Genomic DNA, 17,795 nt, shown 5'->3' on the forward strand with positions numbered 1-17,795 from the left:
CAAACGCGTCGAGCCCGCGAACATGCGGTTCGCGGGCTCGATCTACCAGGGCGAATTCAGACGAGCGCCTCGACGGGCTGGCTCAGCAACTGTGCGCAGCGCAACAGGCCCAAATGGCTGTACGCCTGCGGATGATTGCCGAGCGAGCGTTCGGCCACCGGGTCGTACTCCTCGCTGAGCAGGCCGGTCGGCCCCGCCGCGTCCACCAACTGGGCGAACAGCGCCTCGGCGTCGGAGCGCTTGCCGATGAGCAGATACGCCTCGATCAGCCAGGCCGCGCACAGGTGGAACCCGCCCTCGCCGCCGGGCAGACCGTCGTCGTGGTGGTAGCGGTAAACCGTTGCACCGCTGCGCAGTTCGGCCTCGGTCGCGACGACCGTCGCGGCGAAGCGCGGATCGGACGGGTCGATCAAGCCGCTCAGCCCGATATGCAGCGTCGCGGCGTCCAGATCGGTGCCGTCGTATGCGGCGGTGTACGACTTGACCTCGTCGTTCCAGCCCTGGGTCTTCACCTCGTCGGCGATGGTCTCGCGCAACAGCTCCCAGCTCGGATCGACCGGCCGCTCGAATTTGCGGGCCAGCATCAGCGCGCGGTCGACCGTGAGCCAGCCCATCACCTTCGAGTACACGTGGTGGCGCGGGTTGCCGCGGATCTCCCAGATGCCATGGTCGGGTTCCTGCCAGCGGCGCTGCACCGCGGAGACCATGGCGTGCACCAGTTCCCAATCGGCATCGGGCAGCGCCTTGGCCGGATCGGTGATGCCCTTGCGCTCGCGTCCCTGCGCCAGGCTCGCGATCAGATCGACGATCGGGCCGAAGACGTCGAGCTGCACCTGCATATTCGCCGCGTTGCCGACGCGCACCGGTCGCGAACCCGCGTAACCGGGCAGCTGGTCGATCGATGCCTCGGGCGGCAGGGTTTCGCCGTAGATGGTGTACAGCGGGTGCAGCCGTTCCGGGCCCTGCAGCGTCTCCAGCACCCGATGCACCCAGTCCAGGAATTCCTCCGCCTCGGTGAGCGAGCCGAGCGAGACCAGGGCCTGTGCGGTGAGTGAGGCGTCGCGCAGCCAGCAGTAGCGGTAGTCCCAATTGCGCACGCCGCCAATGTCTTCCGGCAGCGAGGTGGTGGCGGCGGCCAGAATGGAGCCGGACGGCCGGTGCACGAGACCGCGCAGGGTCAGCGCCGAGCGCTTCATCAGGTCGGGCTTGAGCGGCGGCAGTTCGAGCCCGGCGGACCAGGCGTACCAGTAGGTCTCCGCCTCCCGCCTGCGCTCCGGCTCGCTGGTCATGGCCGGTGCGAGATCGGCCGTGCCGCAGCGCATCTCCAGAACCACCGGGCCGTTGGACGGATCGATCACCGCGCGCGCCGAATGGTGCACGCCGTCATCGATGATCTCCCACTCGACGCCGGGGGAGCGCAGCACCATCGGATCGTTGGTGCCCTGCACCCGCAGGCCGGTCGGGCCCGCCTTGATGGTCACCGGCACCTGCCCGAACTCCGGTCGCGGCGCGAAGGTGACGACCGCCCGCGCATCGCCGGTGATCACCCTGGTCAGATCGGTGCGGTCCGGCGCGACGTCGTGCGGCAGATAATCGACGACCTGCAAACTGGCCCAACGCGTTTCGACGGTCATGGTGCCGTCGACATAGCGCTGCGAGAGCGGCAGCCCCGGCCGCTCCGGCGCGATGCTGAAGTGTCCGGCCTGCGGCCCGCCGAGCAGATGTGCGAACACCGCGGCGGAATCCGGTTCGGGATGGCAGAACCAGGTGACGGTGGCATCGGGGGTGAGCAGTGCGACCGAACGCGGGCTGGCCAACATGGTCAGCCGCTCGATTCGGGGGGCGCTGGCACCCGCCAGCCAGGTGCGCCGCTCCTCCAACAGGAAGGCCAGCGCGCAGGACACGTCCTCCGTGCTGTCGACGCGGAACTTGGCCAGGGTCTCGCCCTCGCCGACCTTGATGCCGACATCCGGGCCGGACAGCACCCGGAACGCCTTCTCGTCGGTGACGTCGTCGCCGAAGAAGACCGCCGCCGACGCGGCCGCCTCATGCCGAACGGTGTCCAGCGCGGTGCCCTTGTCGGTGGGCACCACCGCGAGTTCGATCACCGCCTTGCCCTCGGTCACCTGCACGCCGACCCAACTCGCCGGGCCCTGCCTGGCCTGGGTCAGCGCGCGGCGGCCGATCTCCGGACTCGCATTGCGCACGTGCAGTGCGATACTCGCCGGTTTGGTTTCCACGCTGACGCCCGGATTCTCCTCGGCGATCTGGGTCAGGGCCGTAGTCACCTCGTGCAGTAGATGTTTGGCGTCGTTATCGATGGCGTGCACGAAGCCGACATCGAATTCCGAACCGTGACTGCCGATCAGTTGCACCTCGACCGGAAGCCGGGACAGCGCGGCCAGATCGCGCAGCGCCCGGCCGGAGATCACGGCGGCGGTGGTGCCGGTCAGACCGGCGAGCGCTCGTAGCGCGTTCACCGATTCTCGATGCGGATAAGCCTTGGCGGGATCGGACACGATGGGCGCGATAGTCCCGTCGTAATCCGATGCGACCAAGAGCCGTGGCACGCGCGCGACCGTCGACAATGCACGGCGAAGTTCCAGTGGCAGATCCTGTGCGCTCACGCATCCAACCTAGTGATCGGAGGAGTTTTTTCAGGGGCGGGCAAAACAATACTGTGTTGAATTTGCCGCACCGTGCCGCGCCGGTATGCGTGCGCAAGGTGGCGACGCGCGCAGACCATCGCTGCGCGCGATCTTCCCTGGTTGTGCCCTCCGGTACAAGACCAGCGTGGCCCGGCTCGCATTCGGCGCCGCGGGTGGTCCAGGTCTCCCCAGCGGTGGGATTTGCCCGCCGTCGGCTGGTGATGTGGCCGCCGGATTGCTGCCGGGCCGTCCGCGGTTAAGAGCGCTCGCCGAGGAGGAGGTCGACCGTCAGTTCCAGTCGCTCGGTGACGTCGGTCGCCGAGGCCCGGCGGGTAAGCCACGCAACGAGATTGGATAACCACACATCACTGATTACCCGGGCGATGGCCAGTTGACGCTCGGTCGGTTCGCCGTCGTTCATGGCGCGCGCGAAAACCCGGTCCATCACCTTGCCGACCCGGTCCACCTCGGCGGCGGCCGAGGCGTCGGCGAACATGAATGCCCTGGTCATGGCCTCGGTGAGCAGCGGATCGCGCTGCATCATCCTGGTGATCTGGGTGAGCAGCAGATGCATGCGCTCCTGTGGCGTCGAGCCGGCAAGCGGTCTGCGTTTGCCCTCGATCTGCTCGAATTCCCGGGACAGTGCCGAAACGAGCAGGTGCACCTTCGACGGGAAGTAGCGGTAGAGCGTGCCGACCGCGACATCGGCCCGCTCGGCGACCGCGCGCATCTGGACCGCGTCGTATCCGCCCTTGGATGCCAATGCCAGCGTGGCGTCGAGGATGCGCTTGCGCCGTTCCCGTTGCGCGGCCGAACTCAGCTCGTCCTCGCTGAGCGTGGTGACCGTCGTCGGCGCCGACCCGTTCGAGTCGGCTCCCTGCGATCGGGAGGGACTGGCCATTTGCTGAAAGTCCTTTCCTGAAACGTCGTTTCGTCGGCTGGCTTGACATTCGTGCGGTGTCTCTTGACTTACTCCCGACGATGATATTAGAACATGTTCTAGGTGTGGGAGTCACGCCGGAAAGGCGGTATGGAGTGTGACCATCGCCACCACTGACGAGCATAAAGCCGTTCAGGAGTCGATGCGCGGGTGGGCGGGATCGGTGCGCCCAATTGCAACAATGCGGGAGCAGACCGCCGATTTCTGGCGCGCGTATTGGCCCGGGCTGGCCGGGCTCGGAATATTCCGGGTCGCGGTGTGCGAGGCGAACGGCGGCGCCGGTGGGACCGTCGCCGACCTCGCGGTGCTCGTCGAGCAGGCCGCGCACGACCTCGTCGGCGGGCCGGTGCTGGCGACGGCGGTGGCCAACCTGGTCACCGCGGGTGCGCTGGACGAGGAACTGCCGTGCGGTATCGCGCTCGACAACGCTGTCGGCTCCGCTGAGAGCGTACCCGCGGGCACCGCCGGCATCGAACCGGCATCCGGCGCCGTGTTGCTCGATGGTGTCTGGGATCTGGTGCTCGGCGCGGCGCCGGGCACCGCGGTGCTACTGCCCGCCCGGACGCCGAATGGCTTGCGCTGGTGCCTGATTCCGCCGGATACCACCGGGTTGCGGGTGGAGCCGCTCGCACCGGTTGACCCAAGTGCGCCACTGGCGCGAGTGCACTGCGACGCCGTGTCGGTGCCCGACGCGCGGGTGTTCACCGCACCGCACGATGTCGCGGATCTGGTTGCCGCGCTTGCCACCGCGGAACTGGCGGGCATCGCGGGCTGGTGTCTGGAGACCGCGGTCCAGTACGCCAAGGTACGCGAACAATTCGGGCGCAAGATCGGATCTTTCCAAGCGGTCAAACACATTTGCGCCTGGATGCTGTGCCGGACCGAGCTGATCCGCGCGCTGGCCGCCGATGTCGCGGCCGCCGTGGACGAGGGCGGTGCGGAGTTGCCGATCGCGGCTGCCATCGCCGCGGCGGTCGCGCTGGACGCCGCGGTGGAAACCGCCAAGGACTGCATCCAGGTACTCGGCGGCATCGGCTTCACCTGGGAGCACGACGCCCACTTCTACCTGCGCCGGGCTACCGCGCTGCGCCAGCTGCTCGGTGGCGGCGCGCATTGGCGGGCCAGGGTCACCGAGCTGACCCGCTCCGGCGCCCGCCGGACCACCGGCGCCGACCGGGTGCTCGCCGCCGAAGACATTGCCGCCATTCCGGATTCGTGGCATCGCGAGCTGGTCGCGCAGATCGCCGAGATCGCGGCGCTGCCCGCCGAGCGGCAGCGGGCCGCGCTCGTCGACGCCGGGCTGGTGATGCCGCACTGGCCGCCGCCCTACGGCCGCGACGCGAATGCCACCGCGGGACTTGTCATCTCGGAGGAATTGCGGCGGGCCGGGGTGGCGGTGCCCGATATCGTGATCGGCGGCTGGGCGATTCCGACGCTGCTGCGCCACGGAACCCAGGATCAGATCGATCGGTTCGCGCTGCCGACGTTGCGCGGCGAGATCATCTGGTGCCAGCTGTTCAGCGAGCCGGAGGCGGGTTCGGATCTGGCGGCGCTGCGCACCACGGCGAAGCGGGTCGAGGGCGGTTGGCGCCTGCGCGGGCAGAAGATCTGGACTTCCGAAGCCACCAGGGCGGATTGGGCGATCTGCCTGGCGCGCACCGATGCCGCCGCGCCGAAACACCGTGGCATCAGCTACTTCCTGGTCGATATGCGCACCGGCGGCATCGAGGTGCGGCCGCTGGTGCAGATCACCGGACAGGCCAGGTTCAGCGAGGTATTCCTCGACGACGTATTCGTGCCGGACGACTGCCTGGTCGGCGCGCTGAACGATGGATGGCGGATCGCCAGATCCACCCTGTCGCACGAGCGGATCGCCATGAGCGGCAACGGAATCGGCGCCGAGCTGGAGGAACTGCTGGCGCGGCTGCCCGCCACCGGCCCGGGTGCGGAACTGCGCAACGACCGGCTGGGCGGACTTGTCGCCGAGGCGGTTTCGGGTCTGCTGCTGGAGCAGCGGGCCGCCGCGACCACCATCGCGGGCGGTGACGCGGGCGCGCAGAGCAGCGTCCGCAAGCTGGTCGGCGTGCGGCACCGTCAGGCGGTGGCGGAATTCGCGGTCGAGACGGCGGGGCCCGCCGGGGCGCAGGAGAACGCGGCGGTCACCGAATTTCTGCAAACCCGTTGCCTTTCCATCGCGGGCGGCACCGAACAGATCCTGTTGACGGTGGCCGGGGAACGCATCCTCGGACTGCCGCGCGACGCGGACGGTTAAACGAGAACCGGGAGATGAGCGTGGACTTCACCAGGGACGAGGGTCAGGACGCGGTGGCCGAGGTCGTCGTCGGATTGCTGGAGCGCGAGCCCGCGCGCGATATCGGGCTGTGGCCGAGCCTGGTCGAGACCGGGCTGCTCTCGGTCGCGCTGCCGGAGCGATTCGGCGGCGACGGCCTCGGCCTGCCCGAAATATCGGTGCTGCTCACCGAATTGGCGACCGACGCGGTGGCGGTGCCCGCGCTGCCGACCCTCGGCTTCGGGCTGCTCGCGCTGTTGCCGGTATTGCCGGACCGGGTCGCGCAGCGGGTGTATCCGGAGATCGCGCAGGGTGCGGTGGTCACGGCGGCGCTCAACGAGCCCGCCGCACCGTTCGCGGTGAAGCCGGAAACCCATGCGGTCTCCGACGGCAGCACCGTGCGGATCACCGGACACAAGGTGGCCGTGCCATATGCGGAGCAGGCCCGCTGGCTGCTGATACCCACCGATTCCGGTGTAGCTCTTGTTGATTCGGACGCTCAGGGACTGACCAAGACCCCGTCACCGGTCTCCGGCGGCATGCCGGAGTGCACGGTGCTGCTGGATCAGGTGGTGATACCCACCGAACAGCTGCTGCCCGGTGCGCTCGGCCGACTACATCGGCTGGCGCTGGCCTCGATCGGTTCGGTGGCCGACGGACTGCTGAAGGGCGCGATCACGCTCACCGCCGAACATCTGCGCACCCGAAGGCAATTCGGCCGTCCGCTGGCGGAATTCCAGGCGGTGGCGCAGCAGATCGCCGACCTGTACGTCATCTCGCGCACCCTGCACGCCGCCGCGGTATCCGCTAATTGGGCGCTCGCACAGGATGATTCGAGCCAGGCCCATCAGGACCGGATCGATGACGACCTGGAGATCCTGGCCTACAGCGTCGCCGCCGACCTGCCGCGCGCCATGCAGAAGTGTCATCACCTGCACGGCGGCCTCGGCGTCGATATCACCCATCCGATGCACCGCTACTACTCACAGGCCAAGGACATCGCCCGCTGGCTCGGCGGCGCATCCTTCCGGCTCGACCGTCTGGGGGCGAGATGTTCGTCGATCTGACCACCGAACAGCGCGAGCTGCGCGCCGAATTACGTTCCTACTTCGCCGGTCTCGTCACGCCCGAAGAGGAAGCCGAGATGGCGATCAACCGGCACGGCGATGCCTACCGCGCGGTGGTCCGGCGCATGGGTCGCGACGGCTGGCTCGGTGTCGGCTGGCCGATCGAATACGGCGGCCAGGGATTCGGACCGGTCGAACAGCAGATCTTCTTCAATGAGGCGGTGCGGGCGGATGTTCCGCTGCCGCTGGTCACGCTGCTCACGGTCGGCCCGACGCTGCAGCAGTTCGGCACCGATGCCCAGAAGCAGCGTTTCCTGCCCGGAATCCTGTCCGGCGAAATCCATTTCGCCATCGGCTACTCCGAACCGGAGGCGGGTACCGACCTGGCGGCGCTGCGGACCAGCGCCGTGCGCGACGCGTCCGGCGACTGGATCGTGAACGGGCAGAAGTTCTTCACCACCGGCGCGCACGAGGCCGATTACATCTGGCTGGCCTGTCGCACCGGAACGGCGGAATCGCGCCACCGCGGCATCACCATCCTCATCGTCGATACCACCGATCCCGGCTATTCGTGGACGCCGATCATCACCTGCGACGGCGCACACCACACCAACGCAACATATTTCGACGATGTCCGGGTGCCCGCCGACATGCTGGTCGGCGCGGAGAACGGCGGATGGAAGCTCATCACGACCCAGCTCAACCACGAGCGGGTCAGCCTCGGGCCATCCGGCAAGATCGAACAGCTCTACGACCGGGTCCGGGAGTGGGCACAGCCGCGCGGTGTGCTCGCCGAGGGCGAGGTGCGGCGCACGCTCGGCCGCATCCACGCCATGGTGCGGCTCAACGAACTGCTGAACTGGCAGGTCGCCGCCACCCACGGCGATCAGGCCACCGTCATCGCGGATGCCTCGGCCACCAAGGTGTTTTCGACGGAATCGCTGCAGGAGGCGGGTCGGCTGGCGGAGGAGGTGGTCGGGCACTACGGCGATCCGGCCGATCCGGCCACCGCCGAACTCCTCACCTGGCTGGACCGCCGGACCAAACAGAACCTGGTGGTGACCTTCGGCGGCGGCATCAACGAGATCATGCGCGAGCTGGTCGCCACCGCGGGCCTCGGCCTGCCACGAGTACCGCGCTGAGAACCAAGGAGACGCGCATGCCGGAAACCCTTGCCCCGGAAGCGATTATGAAGGCCGCCGGGGCCATCATGGCCGACGGCGACTGCCCGCCGCGGCTCGGTCGCGATCCGGTCAATCAGCCGATGATCAACAACTGGGTCGAGGCCATCGGCGATACCAACCCGATCTACGTCGACGAGGCCGCCGCCCGCGCGGCCGGGCACCCGGGAATCGTCGCACCACCCGCCATGGCTCAGGTGTGGACCATGCCGGGACTCAATCGCTCGCGGCCGGAGAGCGATCCGATGGACCAGACCTTCCGGCTGCTGGACAGCGCCGGTTACACCTCGGTGGTCGCCACCGACTATCAGCAGACATATCACCGGTATCTGCAAGTGGGGGAGCAGGTTTCGGTGGTCAACCGGCTGTCGGACATTCGTGGGCCGAAGCGGACCGCGCTGGGCGAGGGCTGGTTCATCACCTTCCAGATGTCATGGAAGGTCGGCGATGAGGTCGTCGTCGAAATGCTGTTCCGGATGCTGAAATTCGCGCCGGGCACCGCACAGGCGCCATCCGGCGAACGGGTCAAGCCGCTCGTCTCGCTGGACACCGAATTCTTCTGGGAGGGGACCAAACTCGGCGAGTTGCGGATACAGCGGCTACCCGATGGTTCGCTGCGCCATCCGCCGATTCCGGCGCTGTGGCTGGACAAGTCGGAGACCACCGACTATCTGGTCGCGTCCGGGCGCGGGACGGTATTCAGCTACGTCGTGCACCATGCGCCGAAAGTGCCTGGGCGGCAGCTGCCGTTCGTGGTCGCGCTGGTCGAACTGGAGGAGGGCGTGCGGATGCTCGGCGAGTTGCGCGGTGTCGATCCGGGCGCGGTGGAGATCGGTCTGCCGGTGCGGGTGGTATTCGAGAAGTTGGATGACACAGGCGCTTTGCCCTACTGGGTGGTGGAGAAATGACTACAGCATCGCGTACCGGTGCGCCGATGACAGCGGAGCCGACCGTCGAGATCGGTACCGTACTGCCGGAACTCGTTATCGAGGCCGATCCCACCTTCATCATCGGTACGGCCTTGGCCACCAGGGATTTCCAGGATGTCCACCACGACAGGGACAAGGCGGTCGCCCGCGGTTCCAAGGACATCTTCGTCAATATCCTCACCGATGCCGGGCTGGTGCAGCGATTCGTCACCGACTGGGCCGGGCCGCGCGCCATCGTCAAATCGATCGCCTTGCGCCTGGGCGTGCCGCTGTACGCGGGTGACGCCCTGACCCTCACGGGAACGGTCACCGCGATCGAGGCGGGCGATATCCACATCGACGTCGTCGGGCGGGACAGCCTCGGCGATCACATCACGGCGAAAGCCGTTATCGCCTATCGGAGTTCGCATGACTGACCAGGGCATCTCGGGCCGTGCCGCGATCGTCGGCATCGGCGCGACCGACTTCTCGAAGGACTCCGGACGCAGCGAGTTGCGGTTGGCGGCGGAGGCGGTGGGCGCGGCGCTGACCGACGCCGGTCTGACACCTGCGGATGTCGACGGGCTCACCACCTTCACGATGGATACCAACACCCAGGCCGCCGTCGCGCGCGCGGTCGGCATTCCGCGGCTGAAGTTCTTCAGCCACATCGGATACGGCGGTGGCGCCGCCTGCGCGACCATCCAGCAGGCCGCCATGGCGGTAGCCACCGGCATCGCCGATGTGGTTGTCGCCTATCGCGCGTTCAACGAGCGTTCGGTCTCCCGCTTCGGTCAATTCTCGACGGCTTTGGCCGCGGCGCCCACCTCGTCCGGCATCGACGCGGGCTGGTCCTATCCGCAGGGCCTCGGCACCCCTGCCGCTCAAGTCGCCATGGTCGCCCGCCGGTATATGCATGTATACGGCGCTACGAGTGCGGATTTCGGTCGCGTCGCGGTGGCCGACCGCAAACACGCCGCCGTAAACCCGGCCGCCTTCTTCTACGGCAGGCCGATAACCCTGGAGGAGCACCAGAATTCGCGCTGGATCGCCGAACCGCTGCACCTGCTCGACTGCTGCCAGGAATCCGACGGCGGCGTCGCGATCGTGGTCACCAGCGTCGAACGCGCCCGCGACCTGCCGCAGCGCCCGGCCGTAATCGCCGCCGCCGCACAGGGTTCCGGCGCCGACCAGTACGTGATGACCAGCTACTACCGCGACGCGCTCACCGGACTTCCGGAAATGGGGCTGGTCAGCGAACAACTATGGGCCCAAAGCGGTTTGCGTCCCAGCGATATGCAGGCCGCCATCCTTTACGACCACTTCACGCCCTTCGTCCTCATGCAGCTGGAGGAACTCGGCTTCTGTGGCCGGGGTGAGGCCAGGGATTTCATCGCCGACGGCGCGATCGAACTCGGCGGCCGCCTGCCGCTCAACACCCACGGCGGCCAACTCGGCGAGGCCTACATCCACGGCATGAACGGCATCGCCGAGGCCGTCCGCCAGATCCGCGGCACCTCGGTGAACCAGGTCCCCGATCCGCAGAATGTCATCGTCACCGCGGGCACCGGTGTCCCCACCTCCGGTCTGATCCTCAGCGCCAACTGAACGGAGCCGACTGTTCGGGTCAGCCGGTCGGCGCGGCAGGTTGGTCTCCGGTGCGGCTGCGGCGGGCCAGGCCCTGGATCACCAATGTGTACAGCGCGATGATGAGGATCGGGGCGGCGATGGGGGCCCAGGCCAGGTTCAACGGGAGGAATGCGGACAGTGCGGCGGCGGCCGCGAAGGTGATGGCGCCGGCGACGGAGGGGATGGTCGTCGGGACGACACCGGCGGGCGCGGTGACGGTCGCGGTATTGAGCAGGTAGGTGGTGCACACCAAACCCGTTGCGGCAGCGGATAGTACGCCGGTGTCGGCGATGGCGAGCGCCGCGATGGCGAGCAGTACCGCGGCGACCGCGGCGGGGCGGAACCACCAGCCGGCGACCACCAGGACGGCGGCCGGAATGGTGAGCACGGGCGCCATGATGCCGACGGCCGTGACGAGGAGCGCACCGGCGAGCACCGCGAGGAATCTGGTCATCGGTGCACCCGAACGGTGCGGCGATGCTCCGGGAGTACACGCATCGCCTGGTCGAGCCGGGCCTCCTCCGGCCAGGCGACGATATCGACACCGACGGTGCCCATATCGCGGTACATCGCGGTGCGCTCCAGCTGCCACATCTTGGCCAGCGTCGGTTCGAGGCCGTCGTTGAAAGGGTTGCCGCGCAAGACATCCACGGCCACCACCACATGCCCGCGCTTGCGCAGATCGATCAGCGCCAGCGCGAACTGGGTGTCGAGCAGCGTCGAGAACGCCACCACGATGGCCCCGAGCGGCACCGCCGCATGCGGTGCGAGCGTGCCGGTGGTCGGGATGTGCTCGTCGCCGACGTCGAGCACGGTGTCGACGATCCGATAGAACTGGCGGCGGCCGATATCCGGGCGCAGCCACCGCGGCGACCGGCCGAGACAGACGACGGCCGTCCGATCGCCCGCCTGCAGCGTCGACTGCACCACCTGGGCCGCGCCGCGCACCGACAGTTCGAGCGAGTCGCTGGCCGGACCGGGCGCCTGCTGCGAAGTATCCACCAGCACAACGACATCGGCGGACCGATTGGTGAGCCGTTCGGTGACGTAGAGCCTGCCGCGGCGCGCGCTCACCGGCCAATTGATGGTGCGCAGCTGATCGCCGGGCGCATAGGCGCGAATATCGGCGTACTCCACCCCCGGACCGTGCTTGCGGGTGAGGTGGGTGCCGATTCGTTCCGGAAGTTCGGTGCGCGGCAACCGGATTCGCTGTGGGTCGGCAATCGGGTAGACGAACAATTGTCCGGCGGGCAGTATCGCGGTGGCCACCGCGAGCCCGGCCGGATTCAGCGCGGAAACCCGCACGAATATGGGATACCGGCCCCAGCGCCGCGTCGAGAGCGCGAGCCGCAGCCCGGCCGGTGTCTGCCCGGAATCGACCGCTTCCTCGACCTGAATATCCAGTCCGGCAACCTTTTCCGGTTTGCAGCGAAGCAGCGCGTGCCCGTGCTCGACGAACGCGGCGATGGTCAGCACCACCTCCTCGGTTTCGAAGCACCGCAGCGTTCCGCCGCCGTCGACCTGAATTCTGGTGGTGGACAGCTGAAGTGGCGCGGTGGCGAGCACGCCGAGCAGCGGTGCGGCGAACACCACCAGCTGCCATTTGCCGAGTGCGATCGCCGAGACCAGTGCGACCGCCGCACATCCGGCCAGCATGTACACCAGTGGCGCCGGGCGCCAAGACAATTCGGCGTCTACGGCGGTGCTCGCGTCGCGATGCCTCATGTCACGGTGGCGCGCGGCACGGGCAGGCGGCGCAGGAGTTCGGCGATCACGTCCTCGCCGCGGATCCGGCGCACCCACATCTCCGGCCGCAGCGTGATCCGGTGCGCCATCGCGGGCACGGCCAGCGCCTTGACGTCCTCCGGGATCACGTAGTCGCGCCCGAGCAGCAGCGCCCTGGCCCGCGACATCTGCACCAGATCGAGTTCGGCACGCGGGCTGGCGCCGACCTCGACCTGCGGATGACTGCGGGTGGCCGCCGCGAGGGCGACGACATACCCGACCACGTCCGGATGCACCGTGACGTATTCGACCGCCTGCCGCATCTCCAGCAACCCCGTGGCGTCCACCACGGTGCCGACGACGGGGGGTGTCGCGCCGCGCTCCAGCCTGCGCCGGATCATCTGCGTCTCATCCTGTTCGGACAGATATCCGAGCCGCAGTTGGATGGCGAACCGGTCCAGCTGCGCCTCCGGCAGCGGATAGGTGCCCTCGTACTCGATCGGGTTGTCGGTGGCCAGCACGATGAAAGGTTGTGGCAGCGGGTAGGTTTCGCCGTCGATGCTGACCTGCCCCTCGGCCATCGCCTCCAGCAGGGCCGCCTGCGTCTTGGGCGGGGTGCGGTTCACCTCGTCGGCGAGCAGCACATTGGTGAAGACCGGTCCACGGCGGAAAGTGAAACGGCCCGAGGACATGTCGTAGATGGTGGAGCCGAGCAGATCGGCGGGCAACAGATCGGGCGTGAACTGCACCCGGGTGAACTGCAGGCCGAGCGCGGCCGAAAACGACCGGGCTATCAGGGTTTTCCCGAGCCCGGGTAGATCCTCGATCAGAATATGCCCGCCCGAAAGCACGGCGATCATGATGAGCTGTAGCTCATCCTGTTTGCCGACGACGACGCGGCCGATCTCGCGCAGAACGGCCTCGCTGCGCTGCACGGTGGCTTCCATCGGCATCGTCATATGGCTACTCGCAGTCGGTTCAACCTGTTCACATCCTTTGCAGACGCTGGAGGATTTCGTCGAGGGCGGCCCGGCCCGGTGCGCGGCCGCGTTCGTCGCGGGGTGTGGCGGCGGCCGGGTCGACCCAGCGCCACAGCTCCGGACCGAACCGCAGCAGGCCCGCGGCCTCGGTGGCCTTGCGGTTCTTGGTAATTCGCAGCCCGGTGGACAGCTCGAATTCCTTGGCGAGCATCGGCCGCAGGTGGCGGTCCCAGTCGGCGCGGCTGCCGTCGGCGCGTTCGGCGAGTATTTCGGCCCTGGCCTGCCAGCGGCGCAGCATCTCGGCCGGGCCGTTCTCGATTTCGTCGAGCTCCGGTGCGGGCGGGCGGGGTTGTCGTTCGAACAGTGACAGCAGCAGTTGAGCGCAGACCAGCGCGACGAGTATCGCGGCGGCGAACAGCATTGCGCCACGGGCAGTCCGGAAGGTGGCCGCGTATATCACCAGCAGCGCGAGCGCGGCGGCGATGGCGATTCCCCAGCGGGTCATACCTTTTCCCCCTGCAGGTCGGCGAGCACGATGCGCAGCAGCTGTTCGGCACGCATGCGCTGCCATTCGAGCATGGCGTGCGGGCTGAACCTGGCCTCCTCGAACAGCGCGACCAGCTCGCGCGCGGACGCGTCGTGCAGCGCGCCGCGTTCGAAGGCGCGGGCCAGCACCTCCATCGGGGTGTCCGAAACCAATGGCGCCGCGGCGCGATCGATCGACAATCCGCGTTCCATCGCGACATAGCAGGCGATGATCGCGGTGCGCGGATCCTGTCCCGGTGCGCTGACCGCGGCCAGACCCATCTCGGCCGCCCTGGTGAGCGAATCCATCGTGGTCGGCGCCGGTTCGGGTTCGAGCGGCGGGGCCGGATCGGTGTGGTGCCTGGTCGATACGGCGACGGCGATGAGGCCGATCAGCGCGACGGCGATGAGCCCGATCGCGCCGACCGCGACGAAAAGTACCGGCGCGCCGGATAATCCGGATGGCTCGCCGGAATTGGTTGCCGTGGAGACAGTTTCGCTGGTAGAAGGCTCGGGGGACGGTACGGCGGTCGAGCGGGTCTCCGGGCTGCGGGTGCCGATTCCGATCAGCGCGACCGCGGCGACCAGCGCCGCGGCGACGCCCAGCGCGATGAGCGCACCGAGCAGCGGCAGGCCGATCCCGCCTGGTCGGCGCCTGCGCTCGATTTCCGGCAGTGCCAGCGGCAGCCGGTGCTGGCCGACGATCACGCCGGCGGCCAGGATCACCATCGAAACGGTGAGCAACACCGGCATCAGCGCGGCGGCGAGCGTGGACGGCAGGGCCGGATGATTCCCGGATCCGCCGGTGCCCGGGATGTGGCCGCGCAGCGCAATCGTGGCAACCGCGAGCAGCGTGATCAGCACGATCACGCGGAATAACGCGGCTCGCGCCACGGCCACAGCGTTACCACCAAACCTCAGTGCCAGCGAACAGGCACATGGTTACATGCCGAACGGTTCGCGCGAGCGAGAATCGATTTCTTAGGAAAACGCCCGCTTATTTCGAGCCGGGATTGTCCACCAATGTCAATTGCCCTGCGGCGGCAGAGTTCTGCAGTTCGCCGAGGCGGCTGGCGGCGCGCGCCAGATCGGGCACGCCGACAACGCCGGACAGCAGGCCCGGCAGTGGTTCGGCGGCGTAGACGGTGAGCTCGGAGTCCGCGTCGTACAGCACGTCGACGAGGTTGACCAGGCGCATGGTCCAGTCCGGCGGGACGGTGCGCAGCGGCGGGATATCGCGCAGGAGCCAGCGCGGGTATCGGTGTGCCAGCTGTACATAATCGGCGGCCGCGGTCGGTGTGCCGCACAGCGCGGCGAAATCTATTGCGAGGCAGCCATCCGCGTCCGAACGGGCGATCAAATGTCTGGTCCCCACCCGGATTTCGGTCTGACCGGCGGCGGGTGCCGGTCCGACCAGGTAGCAACCGTTGGTGAAGCCGCCGCGGGCGGTGGCCCTGGTGCGGTAGTCGAGTGGTCCGTCCACGGCCAGCACGTCGAGGTGTGCCTGGATCTCGTCGATGCTCGGCTGGAATTTCGCGTGGAACAGCGGATTCGGCAACAGTTCGTTCGGCGGATAGTTGGACGTGACAACCAGCGTGGTGCGACGGGCGAAGAGCGCGCGCAACATTCGGGCGATGAGCATGGCATCGCCGATATCGTGCACGTGGAATTCGTCGAAGCAGACAAGTCGGGCATTGCCGGTCAACGCCTCGATCGCCGTTTGGATCGAACCCGATTCATGTGCGGCGGAATGTAATTCGGCGAAGAATTCATGAAAGTGGAAGCGGCGCTTCCGCTCGGAATCGACAGATGCGTAGAACCGGTTCAACACCATCGTCTTGCCGCGACCCGGACGCCCGTGCAGATAGACCCCGCGCTGCCGCTTGCGCGGCCTGCCGCGTCCGTCCAGCAATCGCGCCAGTCGTGCCGCGGCGCGCGCCTGGTCCGCATCCGGTTCGATATCGCCGATTTCCATGTCGACCTCCTCATCCTCTACAGTTGTAGAGGATGGTTTGCTGGACGGACAGGGAAGGTGACGATGTCCACACCGGACAGGCGCGCGTCGATCGTCGACGCGGCCATCGATATCATTGCGGCACAAGGTATTCGAGCGCTCACCCACCGTGCCGTCGACAGCGCCCTCGACCTGCCCGCCGGATCGGCGTCCTACTATTTCCGCACCAAACGCGCGCTCCTGGAGGGGATCGTCGACCGGATCGCCGCGCGGTCCCGCGCCGACTTCCTGACCGGCGGATTCGAGTCGGTGGACCTGGGTGACCCGAACGCGGTCGCCCGCGCCAACGCGATCTGGTTGGACCGGCTGCTCGCGCGGCGGCGCAACCAGCTGATCGCGCGGCATGCGCTCATCATCGATCTGCGGTTGGACGCCGAACTCCACGACCGATTGGCGCGCAGCCTGTTCTCTGTCGAACATGCGCGAAAGTTGTTCGAGCACATGGGTTTTTCTGATCCAACCAGCGCGGCGGCGGATTTCCTCGCGCTGCTGGAGGGAGCCGTGTTCGACCGCTTCGCCGGTGCCCGTGCACAGCTAGCGACAGGTACGCCGGACAGCGTCGACCAGCTGACCCGGCTGCTGACACCCTTTCTGACGCATCAGGGCCAGCCGCGTTCGCTGTAGGCGGGGCCGCCGAGGTAGGCGCGAATGCCGGCCGCCGAATATTCGATGATCCGCTCCGGTAGCCCGTCGAGCGAAAACCAGCGCAGCTCATAGCAGTTATCGGGTTCGCGGTTCACCGGATCGCCGGACCACCGTTCGGCGACGAAGAACAGCCCGATCCTGGCCGGGCGGCCCGGGGCGACAACATGTGCGGTGTGGATGAACCGCAGATCGGCCGGTTCGATCAGCACGCCGGTCTCCTCGAACGCCTCCCGCGCCGCACCGGCCGTCGCCGACTCGTTCGATTCGAGCTTGCCCGCGGGCAGATGCCATCGGCCGTCGAACTCCCGATCGGCGCTGCGGCGCAGGCTGAGCAGCAGTTCGGTGCCGCGGACGAGCAGGACGTGCACGTCGACGAGATGACGCTCGGTCATTCGAACGGCCCGGCAAACGGTGTCATGCCGGCGAGTCTGCCAGCACGGACCGACCATGACAGGTGTCACGGTCAGGTCGTGATGGTTCGCAGAGTCGGTGCGGGGCGCGCGTCCGTAGCGTTCTTTCTGACAGGAAGTGCGGATAACCCCAGTTCAGGAGCACCGATATGACGACAACCTCGACCGAACCCGAGCAGGTCGTTGCGAATCCCATGCGGCCGAATCTGCTGACGATGCTGCGGCCGATGGCGCTGGACATCGGGTTGCCGCTCATCGCGTACTACGGGACGACCGCACTCGGTTATTCGGATTTCACCGGGTTGCTGGCTGGGACGGTGTTCTCCGGCGGCTTGCTCGGATACCAGGCGATCCGGGCGCGCAAGTTGGACGGGATGTCGGTGCTGATGCTGGCGATCTTCGCCTTCGGACTGGCGACCTCGCTGATCACCGGCGATCCCCGGATGATGATCGTCAAGGATTCGGCGGGCACGCTCACCGCGGGCGTCGCGATTCTGGTGAGTGCGCTGATCGGCAGGCCGTTGACGTATTACGGTGCGCACAAGGCGATTTCGACCCGTGGCCCGGAGGCGCTTGCCGCGTTCGAAGAGAAGTACCGCACCATCCCGGCAGTGCGCAGGTCCTTCGTCCACGTGGGATATCTGTGGGGCGTAGGACTTTCCGCCGAGGCGGTGCTGCGGGTGGTGCTGGCCTTCCAGCTGCCGGTGCACACGATGGTGTGGCTGTCCACGGTGCTGATGGTTGCGACCATGACCGGCCTGATGGTGGTCAGCATCATGGTCGGGAAGCGCAACCGGGATCGGTGACGAGAGAGGTGGGTGAACTACCCACCT

Annotated in this window: 17 protein-coding genes; 8 read left to right on the top strand and 9 right to left on the bottom strand. The window is 67.7% G+C overall.

The genetic code is table 11. The features are described from left to right. Positions 1–56: 56 nt before the first annotated feature. Positions 57–2,627: a trehalose-phosphatase gene (gene otsB, locus F5544_RS02545; RefSeq protein ID WP_167471666.1), complete on the bottom strand. Its 2,571-nt coding sequence runs from the start codon at positions 2,625–2,627 to the stop codon at positions 57–59. Between the two features lie 277 nt (positions 2,628–2,904). Further along, the gene (kstR, locus tag F5544_RS02550) at positions 2,905–3,549 is read right to left on the bottom strand and encodes a cholesterol catabolism transcriptional regulator KstR (RefSeq protein WP_167471667.1); all 645 of its coding nucleotides are present in this window, start codon (positions 3,547–3,549) and stop codon (positions 2,905–2,907) included. Between the two features lie 136 nt (positions 3,550–3,685). On the opposite strand from kstR, the gene F5544_RS02555 reads away from it, so the two are divergent. From F5544_RS02555 to F5544_RS02580, 6 genes are read left to right on the top strand one after another with little or no spacing between them, the layout of a single operon-like run. Further along, a complete protein-coding gene (locus tag F5544_RS02555) occupies positions 3,686–5,860 on the top strand; it encodes an acyl-CoA dehydrogenase (protein ID WP_167471668.1) in 2,175 nt (724 codons plus the stop codon). 20 nt (positions 5,861–5,880) lie between these two features. Beyond that, entirely contained in the window at positions 5,881–6,945 is a 1,065-nt protein-coding gene (locus F5544_RS02560) for an acyl-CoA dehydrogenase family protein (protein ID WP_167478941.1), read from the top strand. Then, a complete protein-coding gene (locus F5544_RS02565; protein ID WP_167471669.1) occupies positions 6,930–8,087 on the top strand; it encodes an acyl-CoA dehydrogenase family protein in 1,158 nt (385 codons plus the stop codon). Before F5544_RS02560 ends, F5544_RS02565 begins: the two co-directional genes overlap by 16 nt. Before the next feature lie 17 nt (positions 8,088–8,104). Beyond that, on the top strand, positions 8,105–9,034 hold the full coding sequence (locus F5544_RS02570) for a bifunctional MaoC family dehydratase N-terminal/OB-fold nucleic acid binding domain-containing protein (protein WP_167471670.1): 930 nt from the start codon (positions 8,105–8,107) through the stop codon (positions 9,032–9,034). 26 nt (positions 9,035–9,060) lie between these two features. Further along, complete coding sequence (locus F5544_RS02575) at positions 9,061–9,471, top strand: MaoC family dehydratase (RefSeq protein ID WP_167478942.1); 411 nt, start codon at positions 9,061–9,063, stop codon at positions 9,469–9,471. Continuing rightward, positions 9,464–10,642, top strand: coding sequence for a lipid-transfer protein (locus F5544_RS02580; RefSeq protein WP_167471671.1), 1,179 nt, complete (start codon positions 9,464–9,466; stop codon positions 10,640–10,642). Before F5544_RS02575 ends, F5544_RS02580 begins: the two co-directional genes overlap by 8 nt. 19 nt (positions 10,643–10,661) lie before the next feature. Here the strand turns inward: F5544_RS02580 and F5544_RS02585 are convergent, their stop codons facing one another. From F5544_RS02585 to zapE, 6 genes are all read right to left on the bottom strand, one after another. Next, positions 10,662–11,117: a hypothetical protein gene (locus F5544_RS02585; RefSeq protein WP_167471672.1), complete on the bottom strand. Its 456-nt coding sequence runs from the start codon at positions 11,115–11,117 to the stop codon at positions 10,662–10,664. Further along, positions 11,114–12,388 (bottom strand): DUF58 domain-containing protein, encoded by a 1,275-nt coding sequence (locus F5544_RS02590; protein ID WP_167471673.1) that lies wholly within the window; start codon positions 12,386–12,388, stop codon positions 11,114–11,116. The genes F5544_RS02585 and F5544_RS02590 overlap by 4 nt, the downstream gene beginning before the upstream one ends. Further along, positions 12,385–13,347, bottom strand: coding sequence for an AAA family ATPase (locus F5544_RS02595; protein ID WP_167471674.1), 963 nt, complete (start codon positions 13,345–13,347; stop codon positions 12,385–12,387). Before F5544_RS02595 ends, F5544_RS02590 begins: the two co-directional genes overlap by 4 nt. 28 nt (positions 13,348–13,375) lie before the next feature. Further along, positions 13,376–13,873: a hypothetical protein gene (locus F5544_RS02600; RefSeq protein ID WP_167471675.1), complete on the bottom strand. Its 498-nt coding sequence runs from the start codon at positions 13,871–13,873 to the stop codon at positions 13,376–13,378. Next, a complete protein-coding gene (locus F5544_RS02605; protein WP_194252460.1) occupies positions 13,870–14,793 on the bottom strand; it encodes a DUF4129 domain-containing protein in 924 nt (307 codons plus the stop codon). Before F5544_RS02605 ends, F5544_RS02600 begins: the two co-directional genes overlap by 4 nt. Before the next feature lie 97 nt (positions 14,794–14,890). After that, the gene (gene zapE, locus F5544_RS02610) at positions 14,891–15,868 is read right to left on the bottom strand and encodes a cell division protein ZapE (RefSeq protein WP_167471676.1); all 978 of its coding nucleotides are present in this window, start codon (positions 15,866–15,868) and stop codon (positions 14,891–14,893) included. A gap of 63 nt (positions 15,869–15,931) precedes the next feature. On the opposite strand from zapE, the gene F5544_RS02615 reads away from it, so the two are divergent. Next, a complete protein-coding gene (locus tag F5544_RS02615) occupies positions 15,932–16,531 on the top strand; it encodes a TetR/AcrR family transcriptional regulator (RefSeq protein ID WP_167471677.1) in 600 nt (199 codons plus the stop codon). On the opposite strand, the gene F5544_RS02620 is transcribed toward F5544_RS02615, so the two are convergent. After that, positions 16,507–16,944, bottom strand: a complete 438-nt coding sequence (locus F5544_RS02620) for an NUDIX hydrolase (RefSeq protein ID WP_167471678.1) — start codon at positions 16,942–16,944, stop codon at positions 16,507–16,509. The genes F5544_RS02615 and F5544_RS02620 overlap by 25 nt on opposite strands. 167 nt (positions 16,945–17,111) lie before the next feature. Between F5544_RS02620 and F5544_RS02625 the strand changes: the two genes are divergently transcribed. Continuing rightward, entirely contained in the window at positions 17,112–17,768 is a 657-nt protein-coding gene (locus F5544_RS02625; RefSeq protein ID WP_167471679.1) for a VC0807 family protein, read from the top strand. Positions 17,769–17,795 lie beyond the last annotated feature (27 nt).

It is taken from the genome of Nocardia arthritidis (assembly GCF_011801145.1).
Lineage (GTDB): Bacteria > Actinomycetota > Actinomycetes > Mycobacteriales > Mycobacteriaceae > Nocardia > Nocardia arthritidis_A.

Coding starts and splice junctions, on each gene's coding strand:
- F5544_RS02595 (WP_167471674.1), bottom strand. CDS start 13,347: ATGACGATGCCGATGGAAGCCACCGTGCAGCGCAGCGAGGCCGTTCTG.
- F5544_RS02580 (WP_167471671.1), top strand. CDS start 9,464: ATGACTGACCAGGGCATCTCGGGCCGTGCCGCGATCGTCGGCATCGGC.
- F5544_RS02590 (WP_167471673.1), bottom strand. CDS start 12,388: ATGAGGCATCGCGACGCGAGCACCGCCGTAGACGCCGAATTGTCTTGG.
- kstR (WP_167471667.1), bottom strand. CDS start 3,549: ATGGCCAGTCCCTCCCGATCGCAGGGAGCCGACTCGAACGGGTCGGCG.
- F5544_RS02565 (WP_167471669.1), top strand. CDS start 6,930: ATGTTCGTCGATCTGACCACCGAACAGCGCGAGCTGCGCGCCGAATTA.
- F5544_RS02575 (WP_167478942.1), top strand. CDS start 9,061: ATGACAGCGGAGCCGACCGTCGAGATCGGTACCGTACTGCCGGAACTC.
- F5544_RS02615 (WP_167471677.1), top strand. CDS start 15,932: ATGTCCACACCGGACAGGCGCGCGTCGATCGTCGACGCGGCCATCGAT.
- zapE (WP_167471676.1), bottom strand. CDS start 15,868: ATGGAAATCGGCGATATCGAACCGGATGCGGACCAGGCGCGCGCCGCG.
- F5544_RS02585 (WP_167471672.1), bottom strand. CDS start 11,117: ATGACCAGATTCCTCGCGGTGCTCGCCGGTGCGCTCCTCGTCACGGCC.
- F5544_RS02570 (WP_167471670.1), top strand. CDS start 8,105: ATGCCGGAAACCCTTGCCCCGGAAGCGATTATGAAGGCCGCCGGGGCC.
- F5544_RS02625 (WP_167471679.1), top strand. CDS start 17,112: ATGACGACAACCTCGACCGAACCCGAGCAGGTCGTTGCGAATCCCATG.
- F5544_RS02620 (WP_167471678.1), bottom strand. CDS start 16,944: ATGACCGAGCGTCATCTCGTCGACGTGCACGTCCTGCTCGTCCGCGGC.
- F5544_RS02600 (WP_167471675.1), bottom strand. CDS start 13,873: ATGACCCGCTGGGGAATCGCCATCGCCGCCGCGCTCGCGCTGCTGGTG.